The sequence below is a fragment of the Xanthomonas sp. NCPPB 1132 genome, assembly GCF_056629235.1.
This window is the reverse complement of record NZ_CM152819.1, coordinates 619959-646096: the sequence shown is the minus strand read 5'-3', so window position 1 is coordinate 646096 and position 26138 is coordinate 619959. Positions and strand designations below refer to the sequence as shown.

Below are 26138 nucleotides of genomic sequence, written 5' to 3'. Positions count from 1 at the left end.
GTAGGAACCACCAATGCTCGAAGACATGTCTAAAATTAGGCATAATTCAGCAATTTCCTTTTAAACAAAGGTCAAAATGCAAAATCGCCTTTCCACCCCAACTGCTACCACGCTCGATGCGATCGACCGCGCCATCCTGGCCGCCCTGGCTCAGGACGCGCGCATGGCGACCAGCGAACTGGCCCGGCAGATCGGCCTGTCGGCGCCCGCCACCGCCGACCGCGTGCGCCGGCTGCAGCAGCAGGGCGTGATCGCCGGATTCACGGTCGAACTCGACCCGCGTGCGCTCGGCTACACCTTGCAGGCGATCGTGCGGGTCAAACCGCTGCCGGGGCAGCTGCACCTGGTGGAGGAACTGCTGCAGCGCATCCCGGAGTTCGTCGAATGCGACAAGGTGACCGGCGAAGACTGCTTCATCTGCCGGCTGTACCTGCGCACCATCGCGCACCTGGACAGCATCCTGGCGAAAGTCACCGATCGCGCCGAAACCAATACCGCGATCGTGAAATCGACCCCGGTGCCGCGACGGCTGCCGCCGCTGGCCGAAGAGACCTAGCCCGGCGCGCTAGCCGGGCGCAAGCAACGACACCGCGAAAAATCTGCAACGGCGCGACGACCCGCTTTCACGAATCCCCATTCCCGACTCCCCATTCCCGGCCGTCGATCAACTCTTGCGCCGCGCCTCCAGCAGATCCAGGTTGCGGATCAGCCGGCGCGCGATCTCGTCGGAGATCTTGCGCTGGCGGGTCAGCTTGAACAGTTCCTGGCGTTCGGCCTGCAGGCCGGCATGGCGCAGTTGGCGCAGCACCGCATCCAGCCGCCGCGCCTCCTCCGGGTCGCTCTCCATCGCCTCGCCGTGGTCGAGATGGCGCTGGTACAGCGCGCTGACCCGGTTGGCCGCCTCGTTGTACAGATCGGCGTGCTCGCTGTCCTGCACCAGCCGCTGGCGCAGCTTCTCCACCGCCGCCAGCGCCGCACGCGAGGACTCGCGCCGGGCCAGGTCTTCTTCCAGACGGTCGGTCGGTTCCTCAGGCAGCTCCAGCCCGCGCAGCAGCCGCGGCAACCCGATGCTGGCGACCAGCAGCGAGGTGACGATCACCGCGCTGGCCAGGAAGATCGCCAGGTCGCGTGCCGGGAACGCGGCGCCGCTAGGCAGGACCAGCGGCAGGGTCAGCACGCCGGCCAGGGTGATCGCACCGCGTACGCCGGCCAGCGAGGTCGCCACCACGATCCGCCACGGCGGACTCTGCCGGTCCTCGCCACGGCGGCGTGCCTTGAGCAGGGTCCAGCGCAGCGACAGCCACACCCACAGGAAGCGCAGCAGCAGCAGGCCGACGTAGATCGCCAGCGCGTAGGCAGGCAACCACCACGGGTCCAGGTGTCCGGCCTCGTCCATGTTGTGCATGGCGCCCTGCACGATGCCCGGCAACTGTTCGCCGAGCAGCACGAACATGATGCCGTTGAGGGTGAACTGCACCATGTCCCACACCGCCGAACGCTGCACGCGCATGCTGCCCGGGGCGCGGCCGCTCAGTTCCACGTAGCTCATGGCGATGCCGGCGGCGACCGCGGCGAGGATGCCCGAGGCGTTGATCGCCTCGGCCAGCAGGTAGGCGGCGAACGGCAGCAACAGGTTGACCAGGATCGCCGCGCCCGGCTCCTCGCCGACCTGGCGCCACACCCAGCGCTGCGCCAGGCTGGTGCCGACCACCACCGCGATACCGGCGGCCACCCCGACCAGCGCCACCCACAGGAAGGTCAGCGAGGCGTCGGCCAGCGAGAACGTGCCGGTGATCGCCGCGGCCACCGCGAACTGGAAGCAGACCAGGCCGGAGGCGTCGTTGAGCAGCGACTCGCCTTCCAGGATGTGCATCAGCCGCTTTGGGATCGGCGCGCGTGCGGCGATCGAGGACACCGCGATCGGATCGGTGGGCGACACCACCGCGGCCAGCGCGAACGCCACCGCCAGCGGCATGGTCGGGATCATCCAGTGGATCAGGAAGCCGGCGCCGATGACGGTGAACACCACCAGGCCCAGCGCCAGCTCCAGGATCACGCCCTTGTCGCGGAACAGGCCCTGCTTGGGGATGCGCCAGCCGTCCAGGAACAGCAGCGGCGGCAGGAACAGCAGGAAGAACAGCTCCGGCTCCAGCGCATAGCCCTTCTTGAACACGCCGGCGATGATCGCGCCCAGGCCGATCTGCACCAGCGGCAACGGCAGCGAGAACGGCAGGACACGCACGAGGTAGCCACTGGCCACCACCGCCAGCAACATCGCCAAGACCACTTCGATCGAATGCATGCTCGTCCGGACGGCGGCGCCACGCCGGCGGCGCCGCCCATGAATGGGGGAGCCTGCAAGCAAAGCGCACCGCGGCGGCGATGTCCAGTGGGGCGGGCGGCGCGGTGTCCGGCCGTGCTGCCGGGTCGGCAGGCGGCGCCGCGGACACAATCGCACCGACGCGGGGCTTCGCCCTGATCGAGCCACTGCCGCCCGTCTCAAGATGCCGGTCCGTCCAGGCTCCGACGGCGGCCATGCCGGTGCGGTCGCGCCGGTCCCGGCATGCGTGCCGCCGTCCCACCACGCCGCCCTCAGCGTGAGGCGGACACGTACTCCACGAAGATATGTCCGTTCACCCGCGCCACCGGGTCGTAGCCGGTGCACCAGTAGGAATAGCCCACGTGCGGCCGGTCCGGACCATTGCCCTGCGCACCTGCGGGCACGTCGTCCATGTCGACCATCAGCGTCCAGTGCCGCGCCCGCGCGCCCTGCCCCGTGGTGACCTCGTAGCGCCACTCCACCGGCGTGGAGGGACCGGTGTCGCCGATGGCGGTCCTGGTCACCGAAAACTGGCTGAGCGACAACGTCAGGCCGGTCGCCGTCGACAACCGTGCGATGGCGCGCGCCTTCGCCGTACCCTCCTTGTTGCGCATCCGTGCTGCACTCTGGGTCAGCGGCGGGGCGTCCTGCAGATCTTCATCGTGGGCCGATAGCTGATAATTGTTGCGACTGCCGCGCAGTGCGACCATTGTCCTTTCTCCTGGTTGGGCTGCACCGCGCCCATCGCGGTACAACCGCAGCATCGGCGGACGCTCACGCCACGGCCATCGGACCAGGACTGATTCCACGGGCGATGCATGCCTCTGCGTCGCCACGCGCGAACGACCGGGCGCCGCGGGACGCATCGTGACCCCACACGCCCCCAGGCGGGCGTCCAGGCGTGTCCCGAGGAGGCTACTATCCGGCGGCAGAGCCGGTGGCCGACACCGGCGCCTTTTCGCCGGAGACCGCATGCTCACCATCCAGGAACTCAACCGCTTCATCGACGAACACGCGGCCGAAGGCAGCATCCCGCGGATCTGGGAGCTGATCGGCGAGCACTTCGTGCAGGCCCAGGCCGGCCTGCCGGCCGAACACGCGATGGAGCGGCGCGAGCTGTCCTTCCACGACCACGTGCGGCTGCTGGGCTACCTGTGCCTGCTGCTGGAGGGCGTGCCGGGCGACCTGGTGGAGATCGGGGTGTGGAAGGGCAAGTCGCTGGTGCTGATGAACGAGGTGTCTGGCCGCCAGCGCCGGGTGATCGGCATGGATCCGTTCGCGCTGCCGAACCAGTTCGAGGAGTTCAACCACTATCGGCAGAAGTTGCTGCCCAACGCGCGCTTCATCCGCGGCTATTCCGAATTCTGCGCCGAGCATTTCTACGCCATGGAGCCGAAGGTGGCGCTATTGCACATCGACGGCGGCCACACCGGGCGCAACGTGCTGCTGGATTTCCTGCTGTACGCGCCCAGCGTCGTCTCGGGGGGATTCGTGGTGTTCGACGACTACGGCGACTGGGAGTACTCGCCGGAGGTCGGCCCGGCAGTGGACCTGCTGCGCGCCGCCGGCTACTTCGGCGACTTCCATGTGCTCGGCTGCGCCCACGGCTTCGAGAACAGCTACGTGCTGCAGCGCCGCTGAGCCGATACGCCGCCTTGCGCTGACCGGCGCTGCCAGGCGGCGGCGTCTACGGACGCGTCGATGACGCACCACAGGCGGTTGGGCACAGCGTGCGCAGGCGCCGCTGCCTCGCACGGCCTGTCGCCGCGTGTGTTTCAGCACACAGGGAGACCGGCTTGACCGCGCAAGACCCGAGCGGCGACAAGGCCGGCGCAGCGCGTTCATCATTATCTGGGCGGCGTGATGCAACCGCGCCGGCGCAGGGCGCGTAAAGGCAGGTGCACGGTCGACTGGCCGTGCATCCCTTTCCAGGAGCCAAGCCCATGAAACTCCACTTGCTGTCCCTGGCCCTCGCCGGCCTCGTCTCCCTGCCCGCCATGGCCGCCCCCAGCCAGGCCGCCATGCACGACCACGCCGCGATGAGCGAGACCAAGCCGAATCCGATGGTCGGCGGCGCGCCGATGTACGCCACCAAGGACATCATCGACAACGCGGTCAACTCCAAGGATCACACCACACTGGTCGCCGCGGTCAAGGCCGCCGGCCTGGTGGACACGTTGAAGGGCGCCGGCCCGTTCACCGTGTTCGCACCGACCAATGCCGCCTTCGCCGCGCTGCCGGCCGGCACGGTGGACACGTTGCTCAAGCCGGAAAACAAGGAAAAGCTGACCCAGGTGCTGACCTACCACGTGGTCCCGGGCAAGCTCGACGCGGCGGCGTTGCTGGCGCAGATCAAGGCCGGCGGCGGCAGCGCCAAGCTGACCACCGTGCAGGGCGAAACGCTGATCGCCAAGGCCCGCGGCGGCAAGATCACCCTCACCGACAGCAAGGGCAATACCGCGCACGTCACCACCGCCGACGTGATGCAGAGCAATGGCGTGATCCATGTGGTGGACAAGGTTTTGATGCCGTAAGCACATCGGGGGTGCATTGGCATCGCGGGGACGGCTGCGGCCGTCCCCGTTTTGCACGTCCACGCATGCAACCGCGCCGCCGCGCCCCGATGGCGACACCGCGGCACGCGCACGCATGGTCAGTTGCCGGAATTTCCCGTGTGCAGCATCGGCACCTGCGCCGCCAACACGCGCAGGTCGCGCACGAAGCCTTGATAGGCTTCATCGCCCGCTTCGCCGCCACGCTGGCGCAGCACCCACGACGGATGCACCGTGGCCAGCGCGCGGGTGCCGTCGTCCAGCGCCTGCCATTGCCCGCGCTGGTCCATCAGCCTGAAGCCGCTCCCCAGCACCGCGCGCGCCGCGGTCGCGCCCAGGCACAGCACGATGCGCGGACGCACCCGTGCCAGTTCGCCGGCCAGCCACATCCGGCAGGCCTCGACATGCGCGCGCTCGGGATTGCGGTGCAGCCGCGCCTTGCCGCGCTGCTCGAAACGGAAATGCTTGACCGCGTTGGTCACGTACATGCCTGCACGTTCGACCCCCAGTTCCTGCAGCGCGCGATCGAACAGGCGCCCGGCCGGGCCGACGAAGGGACGCCCGCTCAGGTCCTCCTCGTCGCCGGGCTGCTCGCCGACCACCATCACCGCCGCGTCCTGCGGGCCTTCGCCGAACACGGTCTGGGTGGCCGGCTGCCATAGCGGACAACGGCGGCAGTCGCGCGCCGCCACGCGCAGCGCCTCGAGGCTGTCGTCGGCGGCCACCACCGGCGCCGGTGCCGGCGCGGGAATGCGCCGGCGCACCGGCTCGGGCGCGCGCTCGGCCATCTCGCGCACGCGCAGCCCGGCGTCGCGGATCAGCGTGGGCAGCAGCTGCGCTTCCGGCAGATGCTTCCAGTATTTCTGCGGCATCTCCTGGCGCATCATCGTCGGATTGAGCCGCGCCGGGTTGAAGATGTTGGCGTAGTAGGTGCGCCACAGCGTGTCCTGCGCGTCGTCGGCCGGCGCATCGGCACGCTGCGCACCGGCGCCGAACTGCAGCGTCTCGCCGTCCCAGCGCACGCTGCGGTACGGGGTGAGGATCGCCCAGCGCATGCCGGTGAAACGGCGCGCGAAGAACGGCGCCACCCGATCGACGATGTGGTGTTCCGGCTCGAACCAGGCGATGTAGGCCTCCTGCTCTCCCGGCACCTCGCGGAAGCGCACGAACGCCTTCATCTTGTGGCTGTCGCGGCGCACCGCCTGCGCCCACTGCTGCGCGCGGTGCACATCGGCATCGGTGACCCGCTGCAGCAGCGCGCGCTCGCCGCCGGCGATGCGCCACAACAGGCGGTACAGCAGCGCGTGCCGCTGCGGATCGCGATGGCACAGCACCGCACCGGCCAGCGCCAGGAACTCGGCCGACACCCGCGGCGGCGCCACTTGCGCCGGCAGCGTGGCGACATCGGTCCCGACGAGCAGACCACCCTGCGCATCGCCATCCCACGCCAGCGTCTCCGGCGCCACCTGCGCACACCACGCCGCCCGCGCCACCGCCCGCCACGCCTCCAGGCTCCACGGCGGCACCACCTCAGCCTGGAACACGGTCCGCTCCCTGCCTCGCACCAGCGCGTCGAACGCGACGGGCCGCACTCACCGCGTCAATCAAACAAGCCCACCTGCCGCGGCGCCGGCGCCAGTTGCGCGCGCAGCCGCTGCGGATCGTCCAGCCGTTGCCGCGGGTGGTGGTCGAGCACACTGACGAACGGCAGCAGCTTCTTCAGCGGCACCCGCAATCGCGCCAGGTCCTCGACCCGCAGCCGCGCATGCCGCCGCGCCAGCAGCAGGCGCTCGACATTGCGCGTGCCCAGCCCCGGCACCCGCAGCAGCATCTCGCGCGCGGCGGTGTTGAGATCCACCGGGAACCGCTCGGAGTTACGCAGCGCCCAGGCCAGCTTGGGGTCCACGTCGAGGTCGAGCATGCCGCTGGTGGTGGGCGGGGCGATCTCCTCCACCGAGAAATCATAGAACCGCAGCAGCCAGTCGGCCTGGTACAGGCGGTGTTCGCGCTGCAGCGGCGGCGCCAGCAGCGGCAACTTGGCCGAGGCGTCGGGAATCGGGCTGAACGCGGAGTAGTAGACCCGGCGCAGGCGGTAGTTGCCGTAGAGATTGTGGCTGGTGTGCAGGATCGCGCGGTCGTCCGCGCCGTCGGCGCCGACGATCATTTGCGTGCTCTGTCCGGCCGGGGCGAAACGCGGCGGCTTGGCGCGCACCCGTGCCTCGGCCTTGCGCGCCTCCTTGCTCTCCTCGATGCGCCAGCGCAACTCGCCCATCGCTGCGCGGATGCCGCCGACGTTCTTCTCCGGCGCCAGTTGCGCCAGGCCGCGCTCGGTCGGCAACTCCACGTTGATGCTGAGCCGGTCGGCGTAGCGGCCGGCGGCGGCAAGCAGTTCCGGCGCCGCATCGGGAATGGTCTTGAGATGGATGTAGCCGGCGAAGCGGTGCTCCTCGCGCAGCTGCCGCGCCACTTCCACCAGTTGCTCCATGGTGTAGTCGCTGTTGCGGATGATGCCGCTGGAGAGGAACAACCCCTCGATGTAGTTGCGCTTGTAGAAATCCAGGGTCAGCTTGACCACTTCGGCCGGAGTGAAGCGCGCGCGGCGCACGTTGCTGGAGACGCGATTGACGCAGTACGCGCAGTCGAATACGCAGAAATTGGTCAGCAGGATCTTCAGCAGCGACACGCAACGCCCATCGGGCGTGTACGAGTGGCAGATGCCCATGCCCTCGGTGCTGCCGATGCCGCCGCTGCGCAGCGAATGGCGCTTGTCGGCGCCGCTGGAGGCGCAGGAGGCGTCGTACTTGGCCGCGTCGGCGAGCACGGCGAGTTTTTCGAGGGTATTCACCGGCAGACGATGCCGGGTCCGCGTCTCAAACGGTGAGACGCGGATGCGTTGCGGCCTTCACCGCCATGAACCGCTCAGGTCATGCGGACTCGGGCGGGCGCGCGGCACTCAGGCCGCGACCGGGACCGCCGTACCGTCGAAGCGGTAGATATCCATCGCCAGCAGGCCGGCATCGATGCCGGCGTCGATGCGCTGCGCGCCGAGCCCCTCCGCACCGGCCGCGCCCATCGCCACGTAGATCGGCAGCCAGTGCTCGTCGGTGGGATGCGCGCGCGCGGCGAACGGCGCCTGCCGGCGGTAGTCGAGCATCGCCGGCACGTCGTCGCGGCGCAACGCCTGCTCGGTCCACTCGATGAACGGACGCACGTAGGGCACCTCCTTGCCCTCGGCGTAGCGGCCGAAGTCGTGCAGGTTGTGGGTGATGCTGCCCGAGCCGATCACCAGCACGCCGTCTTCGCGCAGCGGCGCCAGCGCCCGGCCCAGCGCCAGATGGTGCTCCGGCCCCAGCTCCGGCTGGATCGACAGCGGCACCACCGGGATGTCGGCCTGCGGGTACAGCAGCGACAGCGGCACCCATACGCCGTGGTCCAGGCCGCGACGCTCGTCCAGCACTGGCGCCAGCCCGGCCTGCGCCAGCAGCTCGGCCACCTGGTGGGCCAGCGCCGGCGCGCCCGGCGCCGGGTACTGCATCGCGTACAGCGCCTGCGGGAAGCCGCCGAAATCGTGGATGGTCTGCGGCTGCGCGGCGGCGCCCACCAGCGGCCGCCGACCCAGCCAGTGCGCCGAGGCCAGCACGATGGCGCGCGGCCGCGGCAGCGTGGCCGCGAGCTGCGCCAGCCGCGTGCCGACCAGGCCGGGCTGCAGCGCGGTCATCGGCGAACCGTGCGAGATGTACAGGGAAGGCAAACGCGCCATGGAAGGTCTCCACGCAGTGGGGGGCGGCACGGTGGCGCGCGCGGCCAGCGCCGGGCGTTCGTGCAGGCGACCAGGGTATTTCCGCCATCTGCGGGAATAAATTACCCTGCCGCCGACGATCCATTTCAGGAACCGAAACAATGGACACGCTGGAGGCGATGCGGGTCTTTGTGCCGTGGTCGACCGCAACGGGTTCAACGCCGCCGCCGACGCGCTGGGCATGTCCACCGCCAGCGTCACCCGCCAGGTGGCGTGGCTGGAACAGCGCCTGGGTTCGCGCCTGCTCAATCGCACCACCCGCCGGGTCAGCCCGAGCAGCGTCGGCGCCGCCTATTACCAGCGCTGCCAGCTGCTGCTGGCCGAGTTCGACGACATGGAGGCGGCGGTCGGCGAACAGGCGTTGACACCCTCCGGCACGCTGCGGATCAACGCCCCCTTCAGTTTCAGCGTCGCCCGGCTCGGGCCGCGCCTGGCCGGCTACAGCGCGCGCTATCCACAGGTCGCCCTCGATCTGTCGCTGTCCGACCGCCTGGTGGACATCGTCGAGGAAGGCTACGACCTGGCGATCCGCATCACCCGGCAGGTGGCGCCGACCTTGATCGCGCGCAAGCTCGGCGAAGTGCAGGCGTTCCTGTGCGCGGCGCCGGACTACCTGGCGCGCGCCGGCACCCCGCAACTGGCGGCCGACCTGGCCGGCCACCCCTTCCTCAGCTACAGCTACGTGCAGGACGACCTGACCCTGCACGGCCCCGACGGCGCGACCCAGGTACGGGTGGCCGGTACCCTGCGCGCCAATTGCGGCGACGTGCTGCGCGAGGCGGCCATCGCCGGCATGGGCATCACCGTGCAGCCGGACTTCATGGCCGAGGCGGCGCTGGAGGACGGCCGCCTGGTGCGGGTGCTGCCCGACCACGAGATCGGGCCGATCGGCGTGTACGCGGTGTACGCCAGCCGCAGCCACCTGGCGCCGAAGGTGCGCAGCTTCATCGACTACCTGGTCGAAGTGGGCATCGACCGCACGATGCGCTCCCCGGCCGAGAGCTGAACCGCGGCGCGCGGTCGGACACAACATCCCGCCGATGGCGCTGATCGGGGCGGCCGGGCATGCGCACAATGCCCGCGCTTTTCCCCCTCACCTTCAGGAGTCCGCGCATGAGCAAGATCGCGATCGTCTACTTCAGCGGCTACGGCCACACCGTCAAGCAGGCCGAAGCCGTGCACGCCGGCGCCGCCAGCGTCGGCGAAGCCACGCTGTACCGCATCGACCAGGACGGCAACCTGCCCGACGGCGCCTGGGAGGCCATTGGCCAGGCCGACGCCATCGTCTACGGCAGCCCGACCTACATGGGCGGCCCGGCCTGGCAGTTCAAGAAGTTCGCCGACGCCAGCTCCAAGCCGTGGTTCTCGCAGGCCTGGAAGGACAAGATCGCCGCCGGCTTCACCAACTCGGCCTCGGTCAACGGCGACAAGTTCGCCACCATCGAATACTTCTGGACCCTGGCCCAGCAGCACGGCCAGATCTGGGTCGGCACCGGCCTGCTGCCGTCCAACACCAAGGCGCACGGCCCGAACGACGTGAACTGGACCGCCGGCTCCGGCGGCGCGCTGGCGATCTCGCCGTCCGACGCGTCCCCGGACGAGGCGCCGCGCAGCGGCGACCTGGAGACCGCGCGCCTGCTCGGCAAGCGCGTGGCCGAGTTCGCGGCCAAGCTCAAGGGCTGATCCCCCTCGGTGCCGCCCGCGCTGGGCGGCACCCTGCATCGCGACTGCCGCGGTGCCCGCGGCGACGCGATGCCCCTTCAGCGCCCGGCCTTGCCGGCCGGGCGCTTTTCGACGCCGCGATCGCGGCTGCGGCACCGCCGCCTGTTCCCTCTCTTCCCACTTCACCCGCCGGCCCTCGGCCAGCGCCATCGCTACGCCGTGCCACCGACTGCATGCGCCGCACGCAGATGATCGATGAACACACGCAACTTCGGCGGCAGATGCTCGCGCGCCGGGTAGTAGATGTGCCAGCCGGCGAACGGCGCGTGCCAGTCGTCCAGTACCCGCTGCAGGCGCCCCGCGGCGACGTCGGCCGCCACCTGCCATTCGAACGCCTGGCCCAGGCCCAGGCCGCGACGCGCGGCGTCCAGGCCGACCGCGGTGTCGTTGACCACCAGCCGCCCGGCGACTTCGACCAGGAAATCGTGCCCATCGCGGGTGAACTCCCAGGCCTGCAGGCGGCCGTCGGTGCGCCGCCAGCGGATGCAGTCGTGCGCGGCCAGTTCGGCCGGCGTGTGCGGCGTCCCATGCGCGGCGAAGTACGCCGGCGCGGCCACCACCGTCTGCCGCTGCGGCGGGCCCACCGGGACCGCGATCATGTCGCGCGCCAGGCTCTCGCCCAGGCGGATGCCGGCGTCGAAGCCGCCGGCGACGATGTCGGCCAGGGTCCGGTCCGAATACAGCTCCACGCTGACCTCCGGATAGCGCGCCAGGAACGCCGGCAGGTGCGGGCACACCAGTTGCTCGGCGGCCACCAGCGGCAGGTTGATGCGCAGCGTGCCGGCCGGGCGGTCGCGCAGGAAATCCAGGTCGGCGAAGGCCGCATCGATCTGCGCCAGACCCGGCGCCACCCGTTGCAGGAAGCGCTCGCCGTGCTCGCTCAGGCCGACCCGGCGGGTGGTGCGGTTGAGCAGGCGCGCGCCCAGTTGCGCCTCCAGCGCGCGCAACGTCTGCGACAGCGCCGAGGGCGAGACGCCCAGTTCGGCGGCGGCGCGGGTGAAGCTGCCATGGTGGGCTACGCGGACGAAGGCGACGACGGCGGACAGCGGCGAGGGACGGTGCATGGCGGGCGGGCAGCAATGTAGGACGGACGCAGCAGGCGCCGGTCATTGTGTAGCACAGCTTCAAAGCCCATGCGGATTGCCCGGATTTATCCAGGGCGACGCGGCGCCTACAGTGCCCCGCACCCTCACCTGGAGACCGCCGCGATGGCCCTCGACCATTACCGCCTGCTCGGCCGTTCCGGCCTGCGCGTCAGCCCGCTGTGCCTGGGCACCATGACCTTCGGCGCCGACTGGGGCTGGGGCGCGGACGAAGCCGAGGCGCGCCGCCTGTTCGACCTGTACGTCGATGCCGGCGGCAACTTCCTCGATACCGCCAACATCTACACCAACGGCAGCGCCGAGACCCTGCTCGGCCGCTTCGTCGCCGGCCGCCGCGACCGCCTGGTGATCGCCAGCAAGTTCGCGCTCAACCCCTTCCCCGGCGACCCCAACGGCGGCGGCAACCACCGCAAGGCGCTGCTGCGCTCGGTCGACGCCAGCCTGATGCGGCTGGGCACCGATTACCTGGACCTGCTGTACCTGCATGCCTGGGACGGCACCACCGGCATCGACGAGGTGATGCGCGGCTTCGACGATCTGGTGCGTGCCGGCAAGATCCTCTACGCCGGTATCTCCGACACGCCCGCCTGGCAGGTGGCGCGCATGCAGACCCTGGCCGACCTGCGCGGCTGGACGCCGTTCGTCGCCCTGCAGATCGAGTACTCGCTGGCGCAGCGCACGGTCGAGCGCGAACTGGTGCCGATGGCCGCGGCGCTGGGCATGTCAGTGCTGGCCTGGTCGCCGCTGGCGATGGGCGTGCTGACCGGCAAGTACGGCGCCGCCGACCTGGCGCGGGTGCGCGCGGCCGCCTCCGGCGGCGCACAGGTCGATGGCGTGGGCCGCGCCGAGGTCGCGCATTCGCAACGCACCTTCAACGAGCACGCGCTGGCGGTGGCCGAGGCAGTGGTGGCGCTGGCCGCCGAGCTGCAGCGCTCGCCGGCGCAGGTGGCGCTGGCCTGGCTGCTGGCGCGCGGGGCGATGCCGATCGTCGGCGCGCGCAGCCTGGCGCAACTGCAGGACAACCTGGGCGCGCTCACCCTGCACCTGGATGCCGAGGCGCTGCAGCGGCTGGATGCCGCCAGCGCGATCGAACTGGGCTTCCCGCACGATTTCCTGGCCTCGCCGAACCCGCAGGCCTTGCTGAGCGGCGGCACCCGCATCCAGCCGCGCTGAGCGCGGCGACCGTCGCCTTCGCACACCAGGACCGTTCCATGGCATCCCCAACGCATGCATTGCCCGGCAGCACCACACTGGCCGAGGCCGAAGCGGCCGGCATCGCGCAGATCGCCGCGCTGATGGGCGCGCAGCAGGGCGCGGCGATCCGCGCCCTGGCCGACGCCGCGGACACCGCGCTGAGCGGCCGCGGCGCGGCCATCGCCTTCGCCGAGATCTACCGCGCCGACAGCGCACTGGACCTGAAGACCCGCGAACTGGTCACGGTGGCGGTGCTGGCCAGCCTCGGCCACGCCACACCGCAGTTGCGCCTGCATCTGCGCGCCGCGCAGGCCGCGGGCGCCAGCCGTGCAGAGATCTTCGCCGTGCTCGACCAGTTGCACGCCTACGTTGGGTTTCCCACCGCGCTCAACGCCCTGGCCGTCGCCCGCGACACGCTGGGCGCATCCTCACCCTGAGCGAACCGCCCGGCGGCCACGCTTTCCCTCCCCTCCCCCTTCAGGAGCATCTGCATGCAAACCCGCACCCTCGGCCGCAACGGCCCCCGCGTCTCCGCCCTCGGCCTCGGCTGCATGGGCATGAGCGCGTTCTACGGCGGCCGCAGCGACGACGCGGCCGCGATCGCGGTCATCCATGCGGCGATCGAGCACGGCGTCAGTCTCATCGACACCGCCGACATGTACGGCCCGCACACCAACGAAGTGCTGGTGGGCAAGGCGCTGGCCGGGCGCCGCGACCAGGTCGTGCTGGCGACCAAGTTCGGCATCAAGCTCGACCCCAACGACCCGGCCGCGCGCGGCATCGACGGCCGTCCGGAGTACGTGCAGTCCGCTTGCGAGGCCAGCCTGCGCCGGCTCGGCGTGGACCACATCGACCTGTACTACCAGCACCGTGTGGATCCGAACGTGCCGATCGAGGATACGGTCGGGGCGATGGCGCGGCTGGTGGAACAGGGCAAGGTGCGCTTCCTGGGCCTGTCCGAAGCGGCTGCCGCCACCATCCGCCGCGCCCACGCGGTGCACCCGATCACCGCGCTGCAGAGCGAGTACTCGCTGTGGTCGCGCGACCCGGAACACGACGGCGTGCTGGAGACGGTGCGCGAGCTGGGCATCGGCTTCGTGCCGTACTCGCCGCTGGGCCGCGGCTTCCTGACCGGGGCGATCCGTTCGCCGGAGGACTTCGAAGCCGACGACTACCGCCGCCATTCGCCGCGCTTCCAGGGCGAGAACTTCGCCCGCAACCTGCAACTGGTGGAGCGCGTGCGCGAACTGGCGCAAGCCAAGGGCGTGACCCCGGGGCAACTGGCGCTGGCCTGGGTGCTGGCGCAGGGCGAGGACCTGGTGCCGATCCCGGGCACCAAGCGCCTGGCCTACCTGGAAGAGAACCTGGGCGCGCTGCAGGTGAAGCTGAGCGCCGAGGAGCTGGCGCAGATCGAGGCGATCTTCCCCGCCGATGCCGCCGCCGGCCATCGCTATCCCGCCGCCTCGCGCGGCGCGCTGCAGGGCTGAACCGCGCCCCCCGGCCGCGGCGCGGGTCGATTGCCCGCGCCGCGCCGGCCCCGCATGATGCGGGGGTGATCTCCTTCATCGTCCCCGCGCACGACGAAGCCGCCCTGATCGGCGACACGCTGGCGTCGCTGCATGTCGCCGCGCAGGCGCTGCGGCTGGACTGCGAGACCCTGGTGGTGGCCGATGCCTGCCGCGACGCCACCGCCGAAATCGCGCGCCGCCACGGCGCGCAGGTGCTGGAGGTGGAGTTGCGGCACATCGCCGCCGTGCGCAATGCCGGCGCCGCCGCCAGCCGTGGCCGCCACCTGCTGTTCGTCGATGCCGACACCCGGGTCAACACCCCGCTGCTGGCCGCCGCGCTGCGCGCGCTGGGCACCGGCGTGGTCGGGGGTGGCGCGCAGGTGCGCCTGCTCGGCGACATCGCCTGGTACGAGCGCCTGGCGCAGACGCTGTTCGGCTGGCTGTTCCGCTGCGCCGGCATCGCCCCCGGCTGCTTCCTGTTCTGCACGCGCAGCGCCTTCGTCGCCGCCGGCGGCTTCGACGAGCGCTACTACGCCGGCGAGGACGTGGCGCTGAGCCGCGCGCTGGCGCGGCAGGGACGCTTCGTGATCCTGCGCGCGCCGGTGCACACCTCCGACCGCAAGCTGCGCAGCTTCAGCAAGCGCGAGCACCTGGGGCTGCTGCTGCAGTTGCTGCGTCGCGGCCGCGGCATGCTGCGCTCGCGCGATGCGCTCGGCTTCTGGTACGGGCAGCGCCGCGGGCGCTAGGGCGCCGCCCATTTCCGCACAGCAGGTTGCGTCCGGTAGGCAAAGCGGTTGCGCCGAACGCGGGCGACTTCCTACGCTCTGCAAATGCGCGAGAACAGCACCCTGGACATCAGGAACGCGGCGATGGCGGGCCGGCAGGCGATCGTGGCGCTGATGGCAGCGCTGGACTATGCCGGGACCGAGGACTTCATCGAGACCCGCCTGGCGCAGCTCCTGGCACATCCGGACGCGGCCTTGCTGGTGGCCGCCGCAGGGGACGACGTCCTGGGTGTGTTGTCGCTGCACTTTCTGCCGCAGTTGGCATTGGCTGGCGACATCTGCCGCATCAGCTATTTCTGCGTGGACGATCGTGCGCGCGGCGCCGGGGTGGGACAGCGTTTGCTGGCAGAGGGCGAGGCGCTGGCGCGGCAGCGCGGCTGCGACCGCCTGGAGGTGCACTGCCACAGCCGGCGGGAACGGGCGCACGCCTTCTATCGGCGGGAAGGCTTTGTCGAAGCGCCCAAGTATTTCGCCAAGTCGCTGCGCGATTGAGGATTGTCTGGGGTCGCCAGCCGCAGACAGCGGCGCGATCTCCACAAGGCCGGTTGCCGGCGCCGAGCCGCTGGCAGTACGCTGCGCGCCCCTTGTGCGAGCTTTACGGATGAGCGTCCACACCAGCAGGCCCATCGCGCTGCGCATCCTCGGCACGGGCGAGTATCTGCCCACGCAGCAGGTGCAGGCGGAGGCCTTCGACCGGCGCTGGGGCAAGCCCGCCGGCTGGACCCTGCGGCATACCGGGGTCGCCACGCGCCACTATGCGGGCGCCGACGAGCCGGCCACCTTCATGGGCGAACGCGCCGCGCGCGCGGCGCTGGACGCGGCGCAACTGCAGCCGCACGAGATCGACTGCGTGATCAGCGCCTGCAGCCTGATGGAACAGGCGATCCCGTGCAGCGCGGCGCTGCTGCACGCACGGCTGGGCCTGCAGGGCAGCGGCATCCCGGCCTTCGACATCAACGCCACCTGCCTGAGCTTCATCGCCGCACTCGACTTGGCGGCCTGCGCGATCGCCGCCGGCCGCCATCGCCGCGTGCTGATCGTCTCCAGCGAGATCGCCAGCGTCGGCCTCAACCCGGACGATGCGGACACCGCGCCGCTGTTCGGCGACGGTGCCGCCGCGGTGGTGCTCGGCGCCGACGACGGCAGCAGCGGTTCGCAGTTGCTGACCGCGCGCCTGGAAACCTATTCCGAAGGCATCGACCACTGCCGCGTGCGCGCTGGCGGTACCCGGCTGCGCCTGGATCACGGCGTCGACGCGCTGCGCGCCGGCTCGCAGTTCGAAATGAACGGGCGCGCCACCTACCGGCTGGCCGCGGCGAAGCTGCCCGGCTTCCTGCAGCGGCTGCTGGCGCAGGCCGGGGTCGAGTTGGCGCAGCTGCGGCGGATCGTGCCGCACCAGGCCAGCGCCAAGGCGCTGCGCCATCTGCGCGTGGCGCTGGGGCTGGCGCCGGATGCGCTGATCGAGGTGATCGGCCACCGCGGCAACCAGATGGCCGCGTCGATTCCCGGCGCGCTGCACCAGGCGATCGCCAGCGGCCGCATCGTCCGCGGCGACCTGATCGGCCTGGTCGGCTCCGGCGCCGGGCTGGCGTTCGGCGGCGCGGTGTTGCGCTACTGACATGGCCCGCGTCCTGGTCACCGGCGCGTCCGGGTTCATCGGCGCCTATATCGTGCGCGCCCTGGCCGAGGCCGGCGTGCCGGTGCGTGCCAGCGGCCGCGACACCACCAAACTGGCGGCCTTCGCTGGCGATCCGCGCATCGAGGTGCAGCGCGCCGACCTGTGCCGCGACGACCTGGCGCCGTTGCTGCACGGCTGCGATGCGGTGATCCACTGCGCGGCGCTGTCGGCGCCGTGGGCCAGCGCCGAGACCTTCCGCCTGGCCAACGTGGTCGCCACCGAGCGTTTGCTCGCCGCCGCGCTGGCCGCACGCGTGCGCCGCTTCGTGCATTTCAGTTCGCCGAGCATCTACTTTCGTTTCGCCGACCAATACCAGGTGCGTGAGGAGTTCACCCCGCCTGCACGCTGGATCGGCGGCTACCCGCAGACCAAGTGGGAAGCCGAGGAGAAGGTGCGCGCCGCCGCAGCGGCCGGACTGCCGGCGGTGGTGTTGCGTCCGCGCGCGGTGTTCGGCCAGGGCGACAACGCGATCGTGCCGCGCTTGCTGGCGGTGGCGCAGCGCGGCTGGTTCCCGCTGGTCCACGGCGGCCGCGCGATGATCGACGTGTGCTGTGTGGAGAACGCGGTGGCCGCGGCGCTGGCCGCGCTGCGCGCCGAACACATCGGCGACGGCCGCGCCTACAACATCAGCAACGGCGTGCCGATCGCGGTGCGCGACCTGCTGACCGAACTGTTCGCGGTGCTGCGGCTGCGCGTGCGGCTGCTGCCGGTGCCGCGCGGGCCGGCGCTGGCGCTGGCCACGCTCGGCGAGCAGATCGCGCTACGCCGACCCGGGCAGCCGGAGCCGCGGCTCAGCCGCTATGGCATCGGCGTGCTCGGCTATTCGCAGACGCTGGACATCGGCCGCGCCCGCCGCGAGCTCGGCTACGTGCCGGTGCTGTCGACCGAGGCCGGGCTGGCTGCGCTGGAGCGGCCATGAGCGCGCCCAGGCTGCAGTGGCGGCTGTACGAGGCAGGCCACTGCACGCATCCGGAGCGCGCCACGCGCCGCGGCGCGCCGCTGGCACCGTGTCCGTTTCCGGCACTGGCGGCACTGCTGCAGCATCCGCAGCATGGCGACCTGCTGTTCGACACCGGCTATTCGCCCCACTTCTTCGACGCCACCGCGCGCTTCCCCGAGCGCCTGTACCGCTGGCTGACCCCGGTGCACCTCGCGCCCGGGCAATCGCTGCGCGAACAACTCGTCCGCGACGGCGTGGATGCGGACCGCATCGGCTGGATCGTGCTGTCGCATTTCCATGGCGACCACGTCGGCGGCGTCGCCGATTTCCCGCACGCGCGCCTGGCCTGCGCACAGCAGGCCTGGGACGATCTGCAGCGCCGCGGCCGGCTGGCCGCGCTGCGCGAAGGCTTCCTGCCGGCACTGCTGCACGGTGCGCGTCCGCGCATGCACTGGATCGAGGCGCTGCCCGCGGCACCGGTACCCGCGGAACTGCGCGACTTCGGCACGCCACGCGATCTGTTCGGCGACACCAGCGTGCTGCTGGTGCCGCTGCCCGGACATGCGCCCGGCCATTACGGGCTGTGGTTCGAGGACGCACAGGGCCCGGTGTTCCTGATCGCCGATGCGGCCTGGTCCAGCGCCGCACTCGCCGACGGCACGCCACCGCCGGCGCTGGTCACCCATCTGCTCGGCGAGCATCGCGTGTACCGCGACACGCTGGCGCGGCTGCATGCGCTGCGCCAGGCCGCGCCACAGGTGCGCCTGGTGCCCTCGCACTGCCGGCAATGGCGGCCGACATCGGCGGAGCACACGCATGGCTGACGCACCCGGTGTGCTGATCACCGGCGCGCGCGCGCCGGTCGCCCTGGATCTGGCGCGCCGTTTCGCCGCGCAGGGCTGGCGGGTGCACCTGGCCGACAGCGTCGCCAGCCGCATCTCCGGCTGGTCGCGCGCGGTGGCCGGGCATCACCGCATCGCACCGGCACGCGATGCGCCGCGCGCCTGGCTCGCCGATCTCAACGCCCTGCTCGCGCGCCAGCGCCTCGACGTGCTGGTGCCGACCTGCGAGGAAGTGTTCTACCTGGCCCGCTATCGCAGTGCGCTGCCGGCGCAGTTGCAGCTGCCGTTGCACGACTTCGACACGTTGCGCACGCTGCACAGCAAGTACCACTTTATGGAACTGGCGCGCGGACTCGGCAGCGATGTGGAGGTGCCCGCCAGCGTGCGCGTGCGCAGCCTGGCGCAGGCGCGCGAGTGGGCCGGTTCCGAACCGCTGGTGCTCAAACCGGAGTTCTCGCGCTTCGGCGTGCATGTGCGGCTGTACCCGCAAGGCGTACCCGCCGATGCCGCGCCGCTGCCGGCGCAGGGCGACTGGGTCGCGCAGCGCTACTGTGCGGGCGAGGAACGTTGCTCGTATGCGCTGGCGCGCGACGGCATGTTGCTGGCGCATGCGGTGTACCGCCCGCGCTATCGGCTGCGGCGCAGTTCCAGCTATTACTTCGACGCGGCGCCGGATCCGCAGATCGAGCGTTTCACCGCGCAATTGGTGCGGGCGCTGCACTTCACCGGGCAGATCTCCTTCGACTGGATGGTGTCTTCGGACGGGCGCTGCAGCGTGATCGAATGCAATCCGCGGGCGACAAGCGGCCTGCACCTGTTCGCCGCGAGCGATCCGCTGGTGGCCTTGCTGTGCGGCGACGCGAGCGCGGCGCCGGCGCCGTTGCGCCCGGCCGACGACCGCGCAGCGATGCTGGGCATGCTGATGCTCGGCGCGGCCTTGCCGGCGGCGCTGGGCCAGGGCCGGCTGCGACAGTGGCGCCACGACTACGCACGCGCCGAGGATGTGCTGGCGCCGCGCGGCGACCGCTGGCCGCTGGTCGGCACGCTGTGCGACCTGGGCAGCCACGCGCGCCTGGCGCTGGCACAACGCTGCAGCGTGCGCGAAGCTGCCACCCGCGATACCGAGTGGGACGGCGAGGCATTGCCGCCGCCATGAGCCATGGCGACGCCGCCACCGACTACGCTGCGCAGCTGCAACGCTTCGCCGCGCTGCACGCCGGCGGCGACGCGCAGCAGTTGGCCGACAACGCACATGCGCGCATCGAGGTATTGCAGGCGGGTGACCTGGCGCTGCCGGTGACGGTCGGCGAACGCCACCCTGGCAACGCCTGGGTGTGCTCGCCGCGCACCACCTACGCCGACTACGCCGCCGAGGAAGCCGCACGGCTGTTGCCCGGCGCACTGGCCGCGTCGGTGCGCGGGCTGTGCGGCGGCATCGGCGCCTGGCTGGACTGGGCACGGATCGACCGCGCGGTCACCCTCAACAACTGGCTGCTGTCCACCAACCTGTATCCGCCGCTGCCGCCGACCGGGCTGCGCACGCTGCTGGACGCCGCACGCACGCGCTGGCCCGACCACGCGCTGTGGTTCCGCTCGCTCAACGTGGTGGACACGCCGCAGTGGCTGCACGCGCTGCAGGCCGAGGGCTTCACCCTGATCGGCAGCCGCCAGGTCTATCTGTACGAGGACTGGCCGCAACTGCTGCGCCATCGCGACCTGGCCCGCGATCTCAAGCTGGTGGATCGTCGCGACCTGCAGCGCTGCGGCAACGACGCCATCGGCGAGGCCGACTACCCGCGTATCGCCGCGCTGTATGCGCAGCTGTATCTGGAAAAATATTCGCGCTGCAATCCGGCCTACCACGCCGGCTTCCTGCGCGCCTGGCACCGCGCCGGGCTGCTGCGCTTCGACGGCTTCCGCGACGACGCCGGGCAACTGGTGTGCATCACCGGGCTGTTCGGCATCGGCGGCACCGTCACCGCGCCGATCGTCGGCTACGACCTGCGCCTGCCGCAGCGGCTGGCGTTGTACCGCACCCTCACCGCCTGCGGCATCGACCATGCGCGACGGTACGGCCAGCGCCTCAACCAGAGCGCCGGCGCAGCCAGCTTCAAGCGCCAGCGCGGCGGCGTGCCGGTCATCGAGTACAGCGCGGTCGATGCGCGGCACCTGCCGTTGCGGCGACGCCAGCCGATCGCCGCGCTCGGCGCGCTGACCCGGCGCATCGGCGTGCCGCTGATGCGCCGCTATCGGCTGTGACTGGGGTCCGCACCCCGTGTTTTGCACTCCGTAACCGTTTTCAGCACGAACTCGGCGTGCCTTGCCGAATTCCAGGCACACACGCTGCCTTATACTTTGCCGCACCTGCAACACCCCATCGCCGCTGCGGCCCGGAACATCTGTGGAATGGATTGCGCATCTGGCCCATGCCGGCACCCTGCTGATCGTCAACGCGTTGCTCGCGGCAGTGTCCTCGGCGATGTTCCTGGCCCTGTACGTCACCGGCCGCAAGGAACGGCACGCGCGCAGCCTGTTGCTGCTGGCGCTGAGCTACGGCGTGTTCGCCCTGGGCTTCGGCATCCTGCTGGCGCCGGCCTGGAACGTCACCAACTTCTGGGTCAACCACATCGGCAACGTCATCCTGGACGTGGCCACCATGCTGGCGCTGGTGGCGGTGAACGCCTATCTGCGGCGTCCGCTGCTGCAATGGACGCTGCTGTTGCCGGTCGCGCTGCTGTGCGCACTGGAGCTCTACAGCCTGTACTACGCCAACCACGATCACCGGATCATGGTGATCTTCGGCGGCATGGTGCGCGGCCTGCTGACCGCCGCCACGGCCGTTGCGCTGTGGCGCTATGCCGACAGCGTGGTGCGCTCGGCGGCGCGCTTCACCGCCGTCTGCCATTTCCTGTGGGCGGGCATGGTGGGACTGCGCATCGCCTGGTGGGCGCTGCATCCCGATGCCGATACCAGCTACGACCCGACCACCAACTTCGGCCTGCTCTCGCGCATCGTGCTGACCGCCAGCATCACCCCCGGCTTCCTGTGGATGCTGACCCGCGAAATGAACGCGGAACTGCGGCGGCACGCCTCGCAGGATCCGCTGACCGGGGTGACCAACCGCCGGGTGATGTGGGAGCGTGGCGAGGCGGCGACCCACGATGCCGCGCGCAGGCAGGCGTCGATCGCGGTGCTGATGATCGACGTGGACCATTTCAAGGCGATCAACGACCGCTTCGGCCATGCGATCGGCGACCAGGTGCTGGTCGCCATCGCGCAGACGCTGGCGCAGCACATCCACACCCCCAACCTGCTCGCGCGCATCGGCGGCGAGGAGTTCATGGTGCTGATGCCGCATGGCGACGAGGCGCAGGTGCGCGACCTCGCCGAGCGCCTGCGGCGGCGCATCGAACAGCAGCAGATCGACGCTGCAGCGGAGGCATCGCCGGTGTGCACGGTGAGCATCGGCTATTGCCTGTCGCCGCGCGCGCAAGCGCCCTGGCAGACCCTGGTGCTGGCCGCCGACCAGTCGCTGTACGCGGCCAAGCGCGCCGGCCGCAACCGCATCGCCGGCACCACCGTCGCATGAGCGCCCCGGGCGCGCGGCACGCCATCCGCGCCACGCCGCCGGCATGAGCGCCTGGCATCCGTCGCTGTACCGACACTGGTTCGCCGTCGCACCCGCCGCGGCGTTTCGGCGGCAGCCGCTGGCGGTGACGGTGATGGACCGGCATGCGGCGATCGCGCGTTGCGCCGACGGCGGCCTGCTCGCACTGGAGGACCGCTGTCCGCACCGGCACGCGCCGTTGTCGGCCGGCTGCGCTACCGGCGACGGGCTGTCCTGCCCGTATCACGGCTGGCGCTTCGACCGCAGCGGCGCGCTGCGCGAGATTCCCGGCCTGCCGCCGGGGCAGACGCCGCCGGCCGTGCGCGTCCGCGCCTTCGCCGCACGCGAGCACGACGGCCTGATCTGGCTGCGCCCCGATCCGGAAGGCGCCAACGCGCCATCGCAATTGGTGCAGGCGCTGCAGCCGTCGGCGCGGCGCTTCCTGTGGCGCACCCGCTGGGACGCACACGTGGTCGATGCGCTGGAGAACTTCCTCGACCCGCTGCACACCCATCTGCTGCATCCGGGGCTGGTGCGGCGCGGCGGCGCGCGCACCGCGATGCGCGCCGAACTGCGCCACACCGAGGAAGGCTTCCACGTGGACTACCGCGGCGCCGCAGCACAGAGCGGCTGGCTGTACCGCTTGTTCGAATCGCCGCGCACGCTGGAACGTGCGCACTTCGCCGCACCCGGCAGTGCGCAGATCGAGTACCGCTATGCGCGCGGCGGCCGCGTGCGGATCAGCCTGCACTTCACCCCGCTCGACGTGCGCAGCACCGAGGTCTTCGCCAGCCTGCACGTGGAAGGGCGCTGGGCGCCGGCGTGGGCGGTACGCCTACTGGTGTGGCCGCTGCTGCGTCGGGTCGGCGAGCAGGACCGGCGCATGCTCGCGCTGCAGTCGCGCAACCTGCAGCGCTATCCCGGCGCGCGCGGCGCCTCCACCGCGCTGGACCTGGTGCGCGAACCGCTGCGCCGCTACTGGGATGGCGAGCCGCTGCCGGCGCCGGGCAGCGGCCACGACGTGGAGATCATGCTGTGACCGCGCCGAGCCGCTGCAGCACCGTCGCCAACGGGGCCGGACGCCCGAGCAGATAGCCCTGCACGCCGCCACAGCCGTGCGCGCGCAGCCAGCGCAGCTGCGCCTCGGTTTCCACGCCTTCGGCGACCACGTCCAGGCCCAGGCAATGGCCCAGGGTCAGCAGCGCCTGGCAGATCGAGGCGTTGCGCGGATCGCGGTCGACCTCGGCGACGAAGCTGCGGTCGATCTTCAGCGTGTCCAGCGGCAGGTCGCGTAGATACGCCATGCTGGAGAAACCGGTGCCGACATCGTCCAGGGCCACGCGCACGCCCAGCGCACGCAGTTGCCGCAGCACTTCGCCGGCCTGCTGCGGCTGCCGCATCAGGCTGCTCTCGGTCAACTCCAACTGCAGGCCGTCAGCAGCCAGCCCGGCCTCGGCGCACGCCTGCACCAGGTCGGCGACCAGATCGCCATCGAAGAACTGCAGCGCCGACACGTTCACCGCCACCGGCAGGTTCGGCCAACCGTGGTCGGCGAGTTCGCGGCGCGCACGCGCTGCGGCGCGCATCACCCAGCGTCCCAGCGGCAGGATCAGCCCGGTGTCCTCGCACAACTGGATGAAGGTGTCCGGCGCGATAAAGCCGCCATCGGCCTGCGGCCAGCGGATCAGCGCTTCCAGTTCGCGCGGCGCGCCGCTGACCGCGTCCATGATCGGCTGGAAATGCAGCTCGAATTCCTGCCGCTCGATCGCCTGCTGCAGGCGTCCGGCCAGGCGCAGGCGTTCGCCGGTGCGCGCGGCCATGGCGCGGTCGAAGCGCACCAGGCTGCGCCCCTCGGCCTGCGCCGCATGCGCGGCCTGGGCGGCGCTGCCGATGGCCTCGTCGGCATCGGCGGCATCGTCCGGACACAGCGCCACGCCGATGTGCGCCTGCAGTTGCTGGGCGAACTCGCCGCCCTGCACCGGCGTATGCAGCGCCTCCTGCAGCGCCTGCAAGGCCTGCGGCAGGAGCTGGGGGTCGAGGATCGCCAGCACGAAATCCTGCGCCGGCTGGTGCGCGCTCAGGCCGAAGCGCTCGCCGAGCGTGCGGATGCGACCGGCCACCGCGCTGCGCACCGCGTCGCCGGCGGCGCGGCCCAGGGTGTCGCCGATCAGGGCCAAGCCGCGCACCTGCACGTAGGCGATGGCATAGCCGCCGCGCTGCACGCGCAGCGCCTCGGCCATCGCGCGCGGCTTGAGCAGGCCGGTGTTGAACTCGTGGCGTGCCAGGTAGGCCAGTTCGCGCTCGTGGGCCAGGCGTTCGGTCACGTCCTCGGCCAGGATCAGCCGCGCCGGCACGCCGCCGAATTCCAGGTCGGCGCTGTGGATGCACACCGACAGCAGGCTGCCGTCCTTGCGCCGGTGGGTCCACACGCTCGGCGCGTCGAAGCCCTCGCGCGGCTTGCGCACGTCCCGCAGCAAGCGCTCGGCGTCCTCCGCCGGGCGCAGGCCAAGCAGGTCCATCGCCAGGAATTCCTCGCGGCTGTAGCCGTACTGGCGCACCGCCGCCTGGTTCACTTCCAGGAAACGCAGGCTGTCGACGGCGAACACCCAGTACGGCAGCGGATTGCGGTCGAACACCAGGCGGAACTGCCGCTCGGCATCGAGCAGGCGCGCCTGCGCCGCCACCCGGTCGCTGACGTCCTGCACCGCACCGGTCATGCACATGCCATCGCGCGTGCGCACCAGCGCGCCGCGCGCGGCCAGCCAGCGCAGGCGGCCGTCGGGCAGGTGCATGCGATAGACGGTGTTGTAGTCCGCGCGCCCTTGCGCGGCGTCCTCGTACAACTGCTCCACCCGCGCGCGATCCTCGACGTGGAGCCGCTCCAGGAACGCCTCGATCGGCATCTGCATGCGTTGCAGGCCAAACATCGCCCCGGTCGGCTCGGACAGGCGCAGCACGCGCTGCGCGATGTCGATGCGCCAGGTGCCGATGCCGCCCATGCCGTGGGCCAGGCGCAGGTCCTCGTCGCCGCGACGCAGCCGCTGCAGCAGGTGGCGCTGGCGCCGCTCGGCACGGCGCAGGCTGCCGAGCAGGTAGGCCAGGCCGAGCAGGTACAGCGCATAGACCAGCGCCGCCGCCGCAACGAACCACCACCAGCCCGCCAGCGTCTCGCGCAGCCCCACGCCGGCCACTGCCAGCAACGGATAGGCACCGCCGCCGCTTATCGCGAGAATCCGCGGTGTTCCATCGAAGACGTCGCGGCGCACGCCGAGCGCGCCGCCATGCGGCATCGGCTGCGCCAACGCCTGCGGTAGGTGCGGCCGGCCTGCCGCGAGCGGGCCGCTCGCGGCCAACAGCACACCTTGCGCGTCGGTCAACGCGACGATGCCCTCGCGCCCGCTGTCGGTGCCCTGCACGATGCGCTGCAGCGCAGCCACCCGCCATTGCGCCACCACCCACCCGTCCGTCTCCCAGGGTACGGCGACACGCACCACTGCCTCGCCATCGGCCAGGCGCAGCGGCGGACTCACGCAGACCCGGCCACCGCAGCGCGCGCGCGCCATCCAGGCGCGCACGTCCGCATCGCCAGCACCGCCGAAACGGCGTTGGCCCTGCGCATCCAGCAAGGCCACGTCGCGCAGTTCCGGATGCCGCACCAGCAGGCCGTGCAGCGAGGCGTCGATCAGGTCGGGGGCGCGTGCCGGCGCCTCCGCGAGCAGCGCCCGTGCGCCCAGGCCCTCGCCATGCAGCGCCTGGCCGAGATTGTCCAGTTGCAACTGCAGCAGGCGGTCGGTGCCGGTAGCCAACGCCAGGCTCTGCCGCTGCGCCGCAACCAGGCGGTAATGGCGGTCCTGCGCCAGCACCAGCACCAGGCCGGCGGCCAGCACCACCGCCAGCACCAGCCCCCAGGTCGCGATCGCCCGCACCGGCGCGCGCGTGACGCGCCGCAGGCTGTGCCGAAAGCGACGGTCGCGCTTCCTGTCGGCGAGCGGGTTCGGCGGCATCGAAAAGGGAGGACTGACGTAGGTGCAGATTACAGCGGCTTGGGACCGGCGATCTTGACCTTGCGTGACGCAATCCTGGACTAA

Annotated in this window: 23 protein-coding genes and 1 pseudogene; 17 read left to right on the top strand and 7 right to left on the bottom strand. The window is 71.2% G+C overall.

Annotated features, from left to right (window positions below):
- The first annotated feature begins 76 nt into the window (after window positions 1-76).
- Complete coding sequence (locus tag AC1G9L_RS02830) at window positions 77-556, top strand: AsnC family transcriptional regulator (RefSeq protein ID WP_019801502.1); 480 nt, start codon at window positions 77-79, stop codon at window positions 554-556.
- Between the two features lie 108 nt (window positions 557-664).
- On the opposite strand, the gene AC1G9L_RS02825 is transcribed toward AC1G9L_RS02830, so the two are convergent.
- On the bottom strand, window positions 665-2302 hold the full coding sequence (locus AC1G9L_RS02825) for a Na+/H+ antiporter (protein ID WP_019801501.1): 1638 nt from the start codon (window positions 2300-2302) through the stop codon (window positions 665-667).
- Window positions 2303-2592: 290 nt separating this feature from the next.
- Complete coding sequence (locus AC1G9L_RS02820; protein ID WP_019800541.1) at window positions 2593-3030, bottom strand: hypothetical protein; 438 nt, start codon at window positions 3028-3030, stop codon at window positions 2593-2595.
- Window positions 3031-3292: 262 nt separating this feature from the next.
- On the opposite strand from AC1G9L_RS02820, the gene AC1G9L_RS02815 reads away from it, so the two are divergent.
- Window positions 3293-3961, top strand: coding sequence for a class I SAM-dependent methyltransferase (locus tag AC1G9L_RS02815; RefSeq protein ID WP_019800540.1), 669 nt, complete (start codon window positions 3293-3295; stop codon window positions 3959-3961).
- 302 nt (window positions 3962-4263) lie between these two features.
- The gene (locus AC1G9L_RS02810) at window positions 4264-4854 is read left to right on the top strand and encodes a fasciclin domain-containing protein (RefSeq protein WP_019800539.1); all 591 of its coding nucleotides are present in this window, start codon (window positions 4264-4266) and stop codon (window positions 4852-4854) included.
- Between the two features lie 119 nt (window positions 4855-4973).
- Here the strand turns inward: AC1G9L_RS02810 and AC1G9L_RS02805 are convergent, their stop codons facing one another.
- From AC1G9L_RS02805 to AC1G9L_RS02795, 3 genes are all read right to left on the bottom strand, one after another.
- Window positions 4974-6416: a UdgX family uracil-DNA binding protein gene (locus AC1G9L_RS02805; protein WP_481070238.1), complete on the bottom strand. Its 1443-nt coding sequence runs from the start codon at window positions 6414-6416 to the stop codon at window positions 4974-4976.
- 56 nt (window positions 6417-6472) lie between these two features.
- Complete coding sequence (locus AC1G9L_RS02800) at window positions 6473-7717, bottom strand: putative DNA modification/repair radical SAM protein (protein WP_019801168.1); 1245 nt, start codon at window positions 7715-7717, stop codon at window positions 6473-6475.
- Between the two features lie 108 nt (window positions 7718-7825).
- Complete coding sequence (locus tag AC1G9L_RS02795; RefSeq protein WP_481070237.1) at window positions 7826-8632, bottom strand: DODA-type extradiol aromatic ring-opening family dioxygenase; 807 nt, start codon at window positions 8630-8632, stop codon at window positions 7826-7828.
- Between the two features lie 140 nt (window positions 8633-8772).
- Between AC1G9L_RS02795 and AC1G9L_RS02790 the strand changes: the two are divergent.
- Both AC1G9L_RS02790 and AC1G9L_RS02785 read left to right on the top strand, forming a co-directional pair.
- A pseudogene (locus AC1G9L_RS02790) lies at window positions 8773-9677 on the top strand (LysR family transcriptional regulator).
- Window positions 9678-9784: 107 nt separating this feature from the next.
- The gene (locus tag AC1G9L_RS02785) at window positions 9785-10354 is read left to right on the top strand and encodes a flavodoxin family protein (protein WP_209031548.1); all 570 of its coding nucleotides are present in this window, start codon (window positions 9785-9787) and stop codon (window positions 10352-10354) included.
- Window positions 10355-10545: 191 nt separating this feature from the next.
- Here AC1G9L_RS02785 and AC1G9L_RS02780 read toward each other — a convergent pair whose 3' ends face one another.
- On the bottom strand, window positions 10546-11457 hold the full coding sequence (locus AC1G9L_RS02780; protein ID WP_019801855.1) for a LysR substrate-binding domain-containing protein: 912 nt from the start codon (window positions 11455-11457) through the stop codon (window positions 10546-10548).
- 144 nt (window positions 11458-11601) lie between these two features.
- Here AC1G9L_RS02780 and AC1G9L_RS02775 point away from each other — a divergent pair, with 144 nt between their 5' ends.
- From AC1G9L_RS02775 to AC1G9L_RS02720, 12 genes are all read left to right on the top strand, one after another.
- On the top strand, window positions 11602-12669 hold the full coding sequence (locus AC1G9L_RS02775; RefSeq protein WP_481070236.1) for an aldo/keto reductase: 1068 nt from the start codon (window positions 11602-11604) through the stop codon (window positions 12667-12669).
- Window positions 12670-12707: 38 nt separating this feature from the next.
- Window positions 12708-13127, top strand: a complete 420-nt coding sequence (locus AC1G9L_RS02770) for a carboxymuconolactone decarboxylase family protein (RefSeq protein ID WP_481070235.1) — start codon at window positions 12708-12710, stop codon at window positions 13125-13127.
- Window positions 13128-13181: 54 nt separating this feature from the next.
- A complete protein-coding gene (locus AC1G9L_RS02765) occupies window positions 13182-14177 on the top strand; it encodes an aldo/keto reductase (RefSeq protein ID WP_209031545.1) in 996 nt (331 codons plus the stop codon).
- Window positions 14178-14242: 65 nt separating this feature from the next.
- Complete coding sequence (locus AC1G9L_RS02760) at window positions 14243-14944, top strand: glycosyltransferase (RefSeq protein WP_481070234.1); 702 nt, start codon at window positions 14243-14245, stop codon at window positions 14942-14944.
- 84 nt (window positions 14945-15028) lie between these two features.
- Window positions 15029-15475, top strand: coding sequence for a GNAT family N-acetyltransferase (locus tag AC1G9L_RS02755; RefSeq protein WP_019802466.1), 447 nt, complete (start codon window positions 15029-15031; stop codon window positions 15473-15475).
- Window positions 15476-15584: 109 nt separating this feature from the next.
- Window positions 15585-16601, top strand: coding sequence for a 3-oxoacyl-[acyl-carrier-protein] synthase III C-terminal domain-containing protein (locus tag AC1G9L_RS02750; protein WP_019802467.1), 1017 nt, complete (start codon window positions 15585-15587; stop codon window positions 16599-16601).
- Window position 16602: 1 nt separating this feature from the next.
- The gene (locus tag AC1G9L_RS02745) at window positions 16603-17580 is read left to right on the top strand and encodes an NAD-dependent epimerase/dehydratase family protein (protein WP_481070233.1); all 978 of its coding nucleotides are present in this window, start codon (window positions 16603-16605) and stop codon (window positions 17578-17580) included.
- Entirely contained in the window at window positions 17577-18425 is an 849-nt protein-coding gene (locus AC1G9L_RS02740; RefSeq protein WP_019802129.1) for an MBL fold metallo-hydrolase, read from the top strand. Before AC1G9L_RS02745 ends, AC1G9L_RS02740 begins: the two co-directional genes overlap by 4 nt.
- Window positions 18418-19599, top strand: a complete 1182-nt coding sequence (locus AC1G9L_RS02735) for an ATP-grasp domain-containing protein (protein ID WP_481070232.1) — start codon at window positions 18418-18420, stop codon at window positions 19597-19599. The genes AC1G9L_RS02740 and AC1G9L_RS02735 overlap by 8 nt, the downstream gene beginning before the upstream one ends.
- Window positions 19596-20702 carry a hypothetical protein gene (locus AC1G9L_RS02730; RefSeq protein WP_019800819.1) on the top strand — a complete coding sequence of 369 codons (1107 nt, stop codon included), beginning with the start codon at window positions 19596-19598 and terminating at the stop codon, window positions 20700-20702. Before AC1G9L_RS02735 ends, AC1G9L_RS02730 begins: the two co-directional genes overlap by 4 nt.
- 142 nt (window positions 20703-20844) lie before the next feature.
- Window positions 20845-22032, top strand: a complete 1188-nt coding sequence (locus AC1G9L_RS02725; RefSeq protein WP_019800820.1) for a diguanylate cyclase — start codon at window positions 20845-20847, stop codon at window positions 22030-22032.
- A 43-nt stretch (window positions 22033-22075) separates the two neighbouring features.
- Window positions 22076-23089, top strand: coding sequence for a Rieske 2Fe-2S domain-containing protein (locus AC1G9L_RS02720; protein ID WP_481070231.1), 1014 nt, complete (start codon window positions 22076-22078; stop codon window positions 23087-23089).
- On the opposite strand, the gene AC1G9L_RS02715 is transcribed toward AC1G9L_RS02720, so the two are convergent.
- The gene (locus AC1G9L_RS02715) at window positions 23079-25976 is read right to left on the bottom strand and encodes a bifunctional diguanylate cyclase/phosphodiesterase (RefSeq protein ID WP_481070230.1); all 2898 of its coding nucleotides are present in this window, start codon (window positions 25974-25976) and stop codon (window positions 23079-23081) included. The two genes, AC1G9L_RS02720 and AC1G9L_RS02715, sit on opposite strands and share 11 nt — an antisense overlap.
- Window positions 25977-26138: the final 162 nt, after the last annotated feature.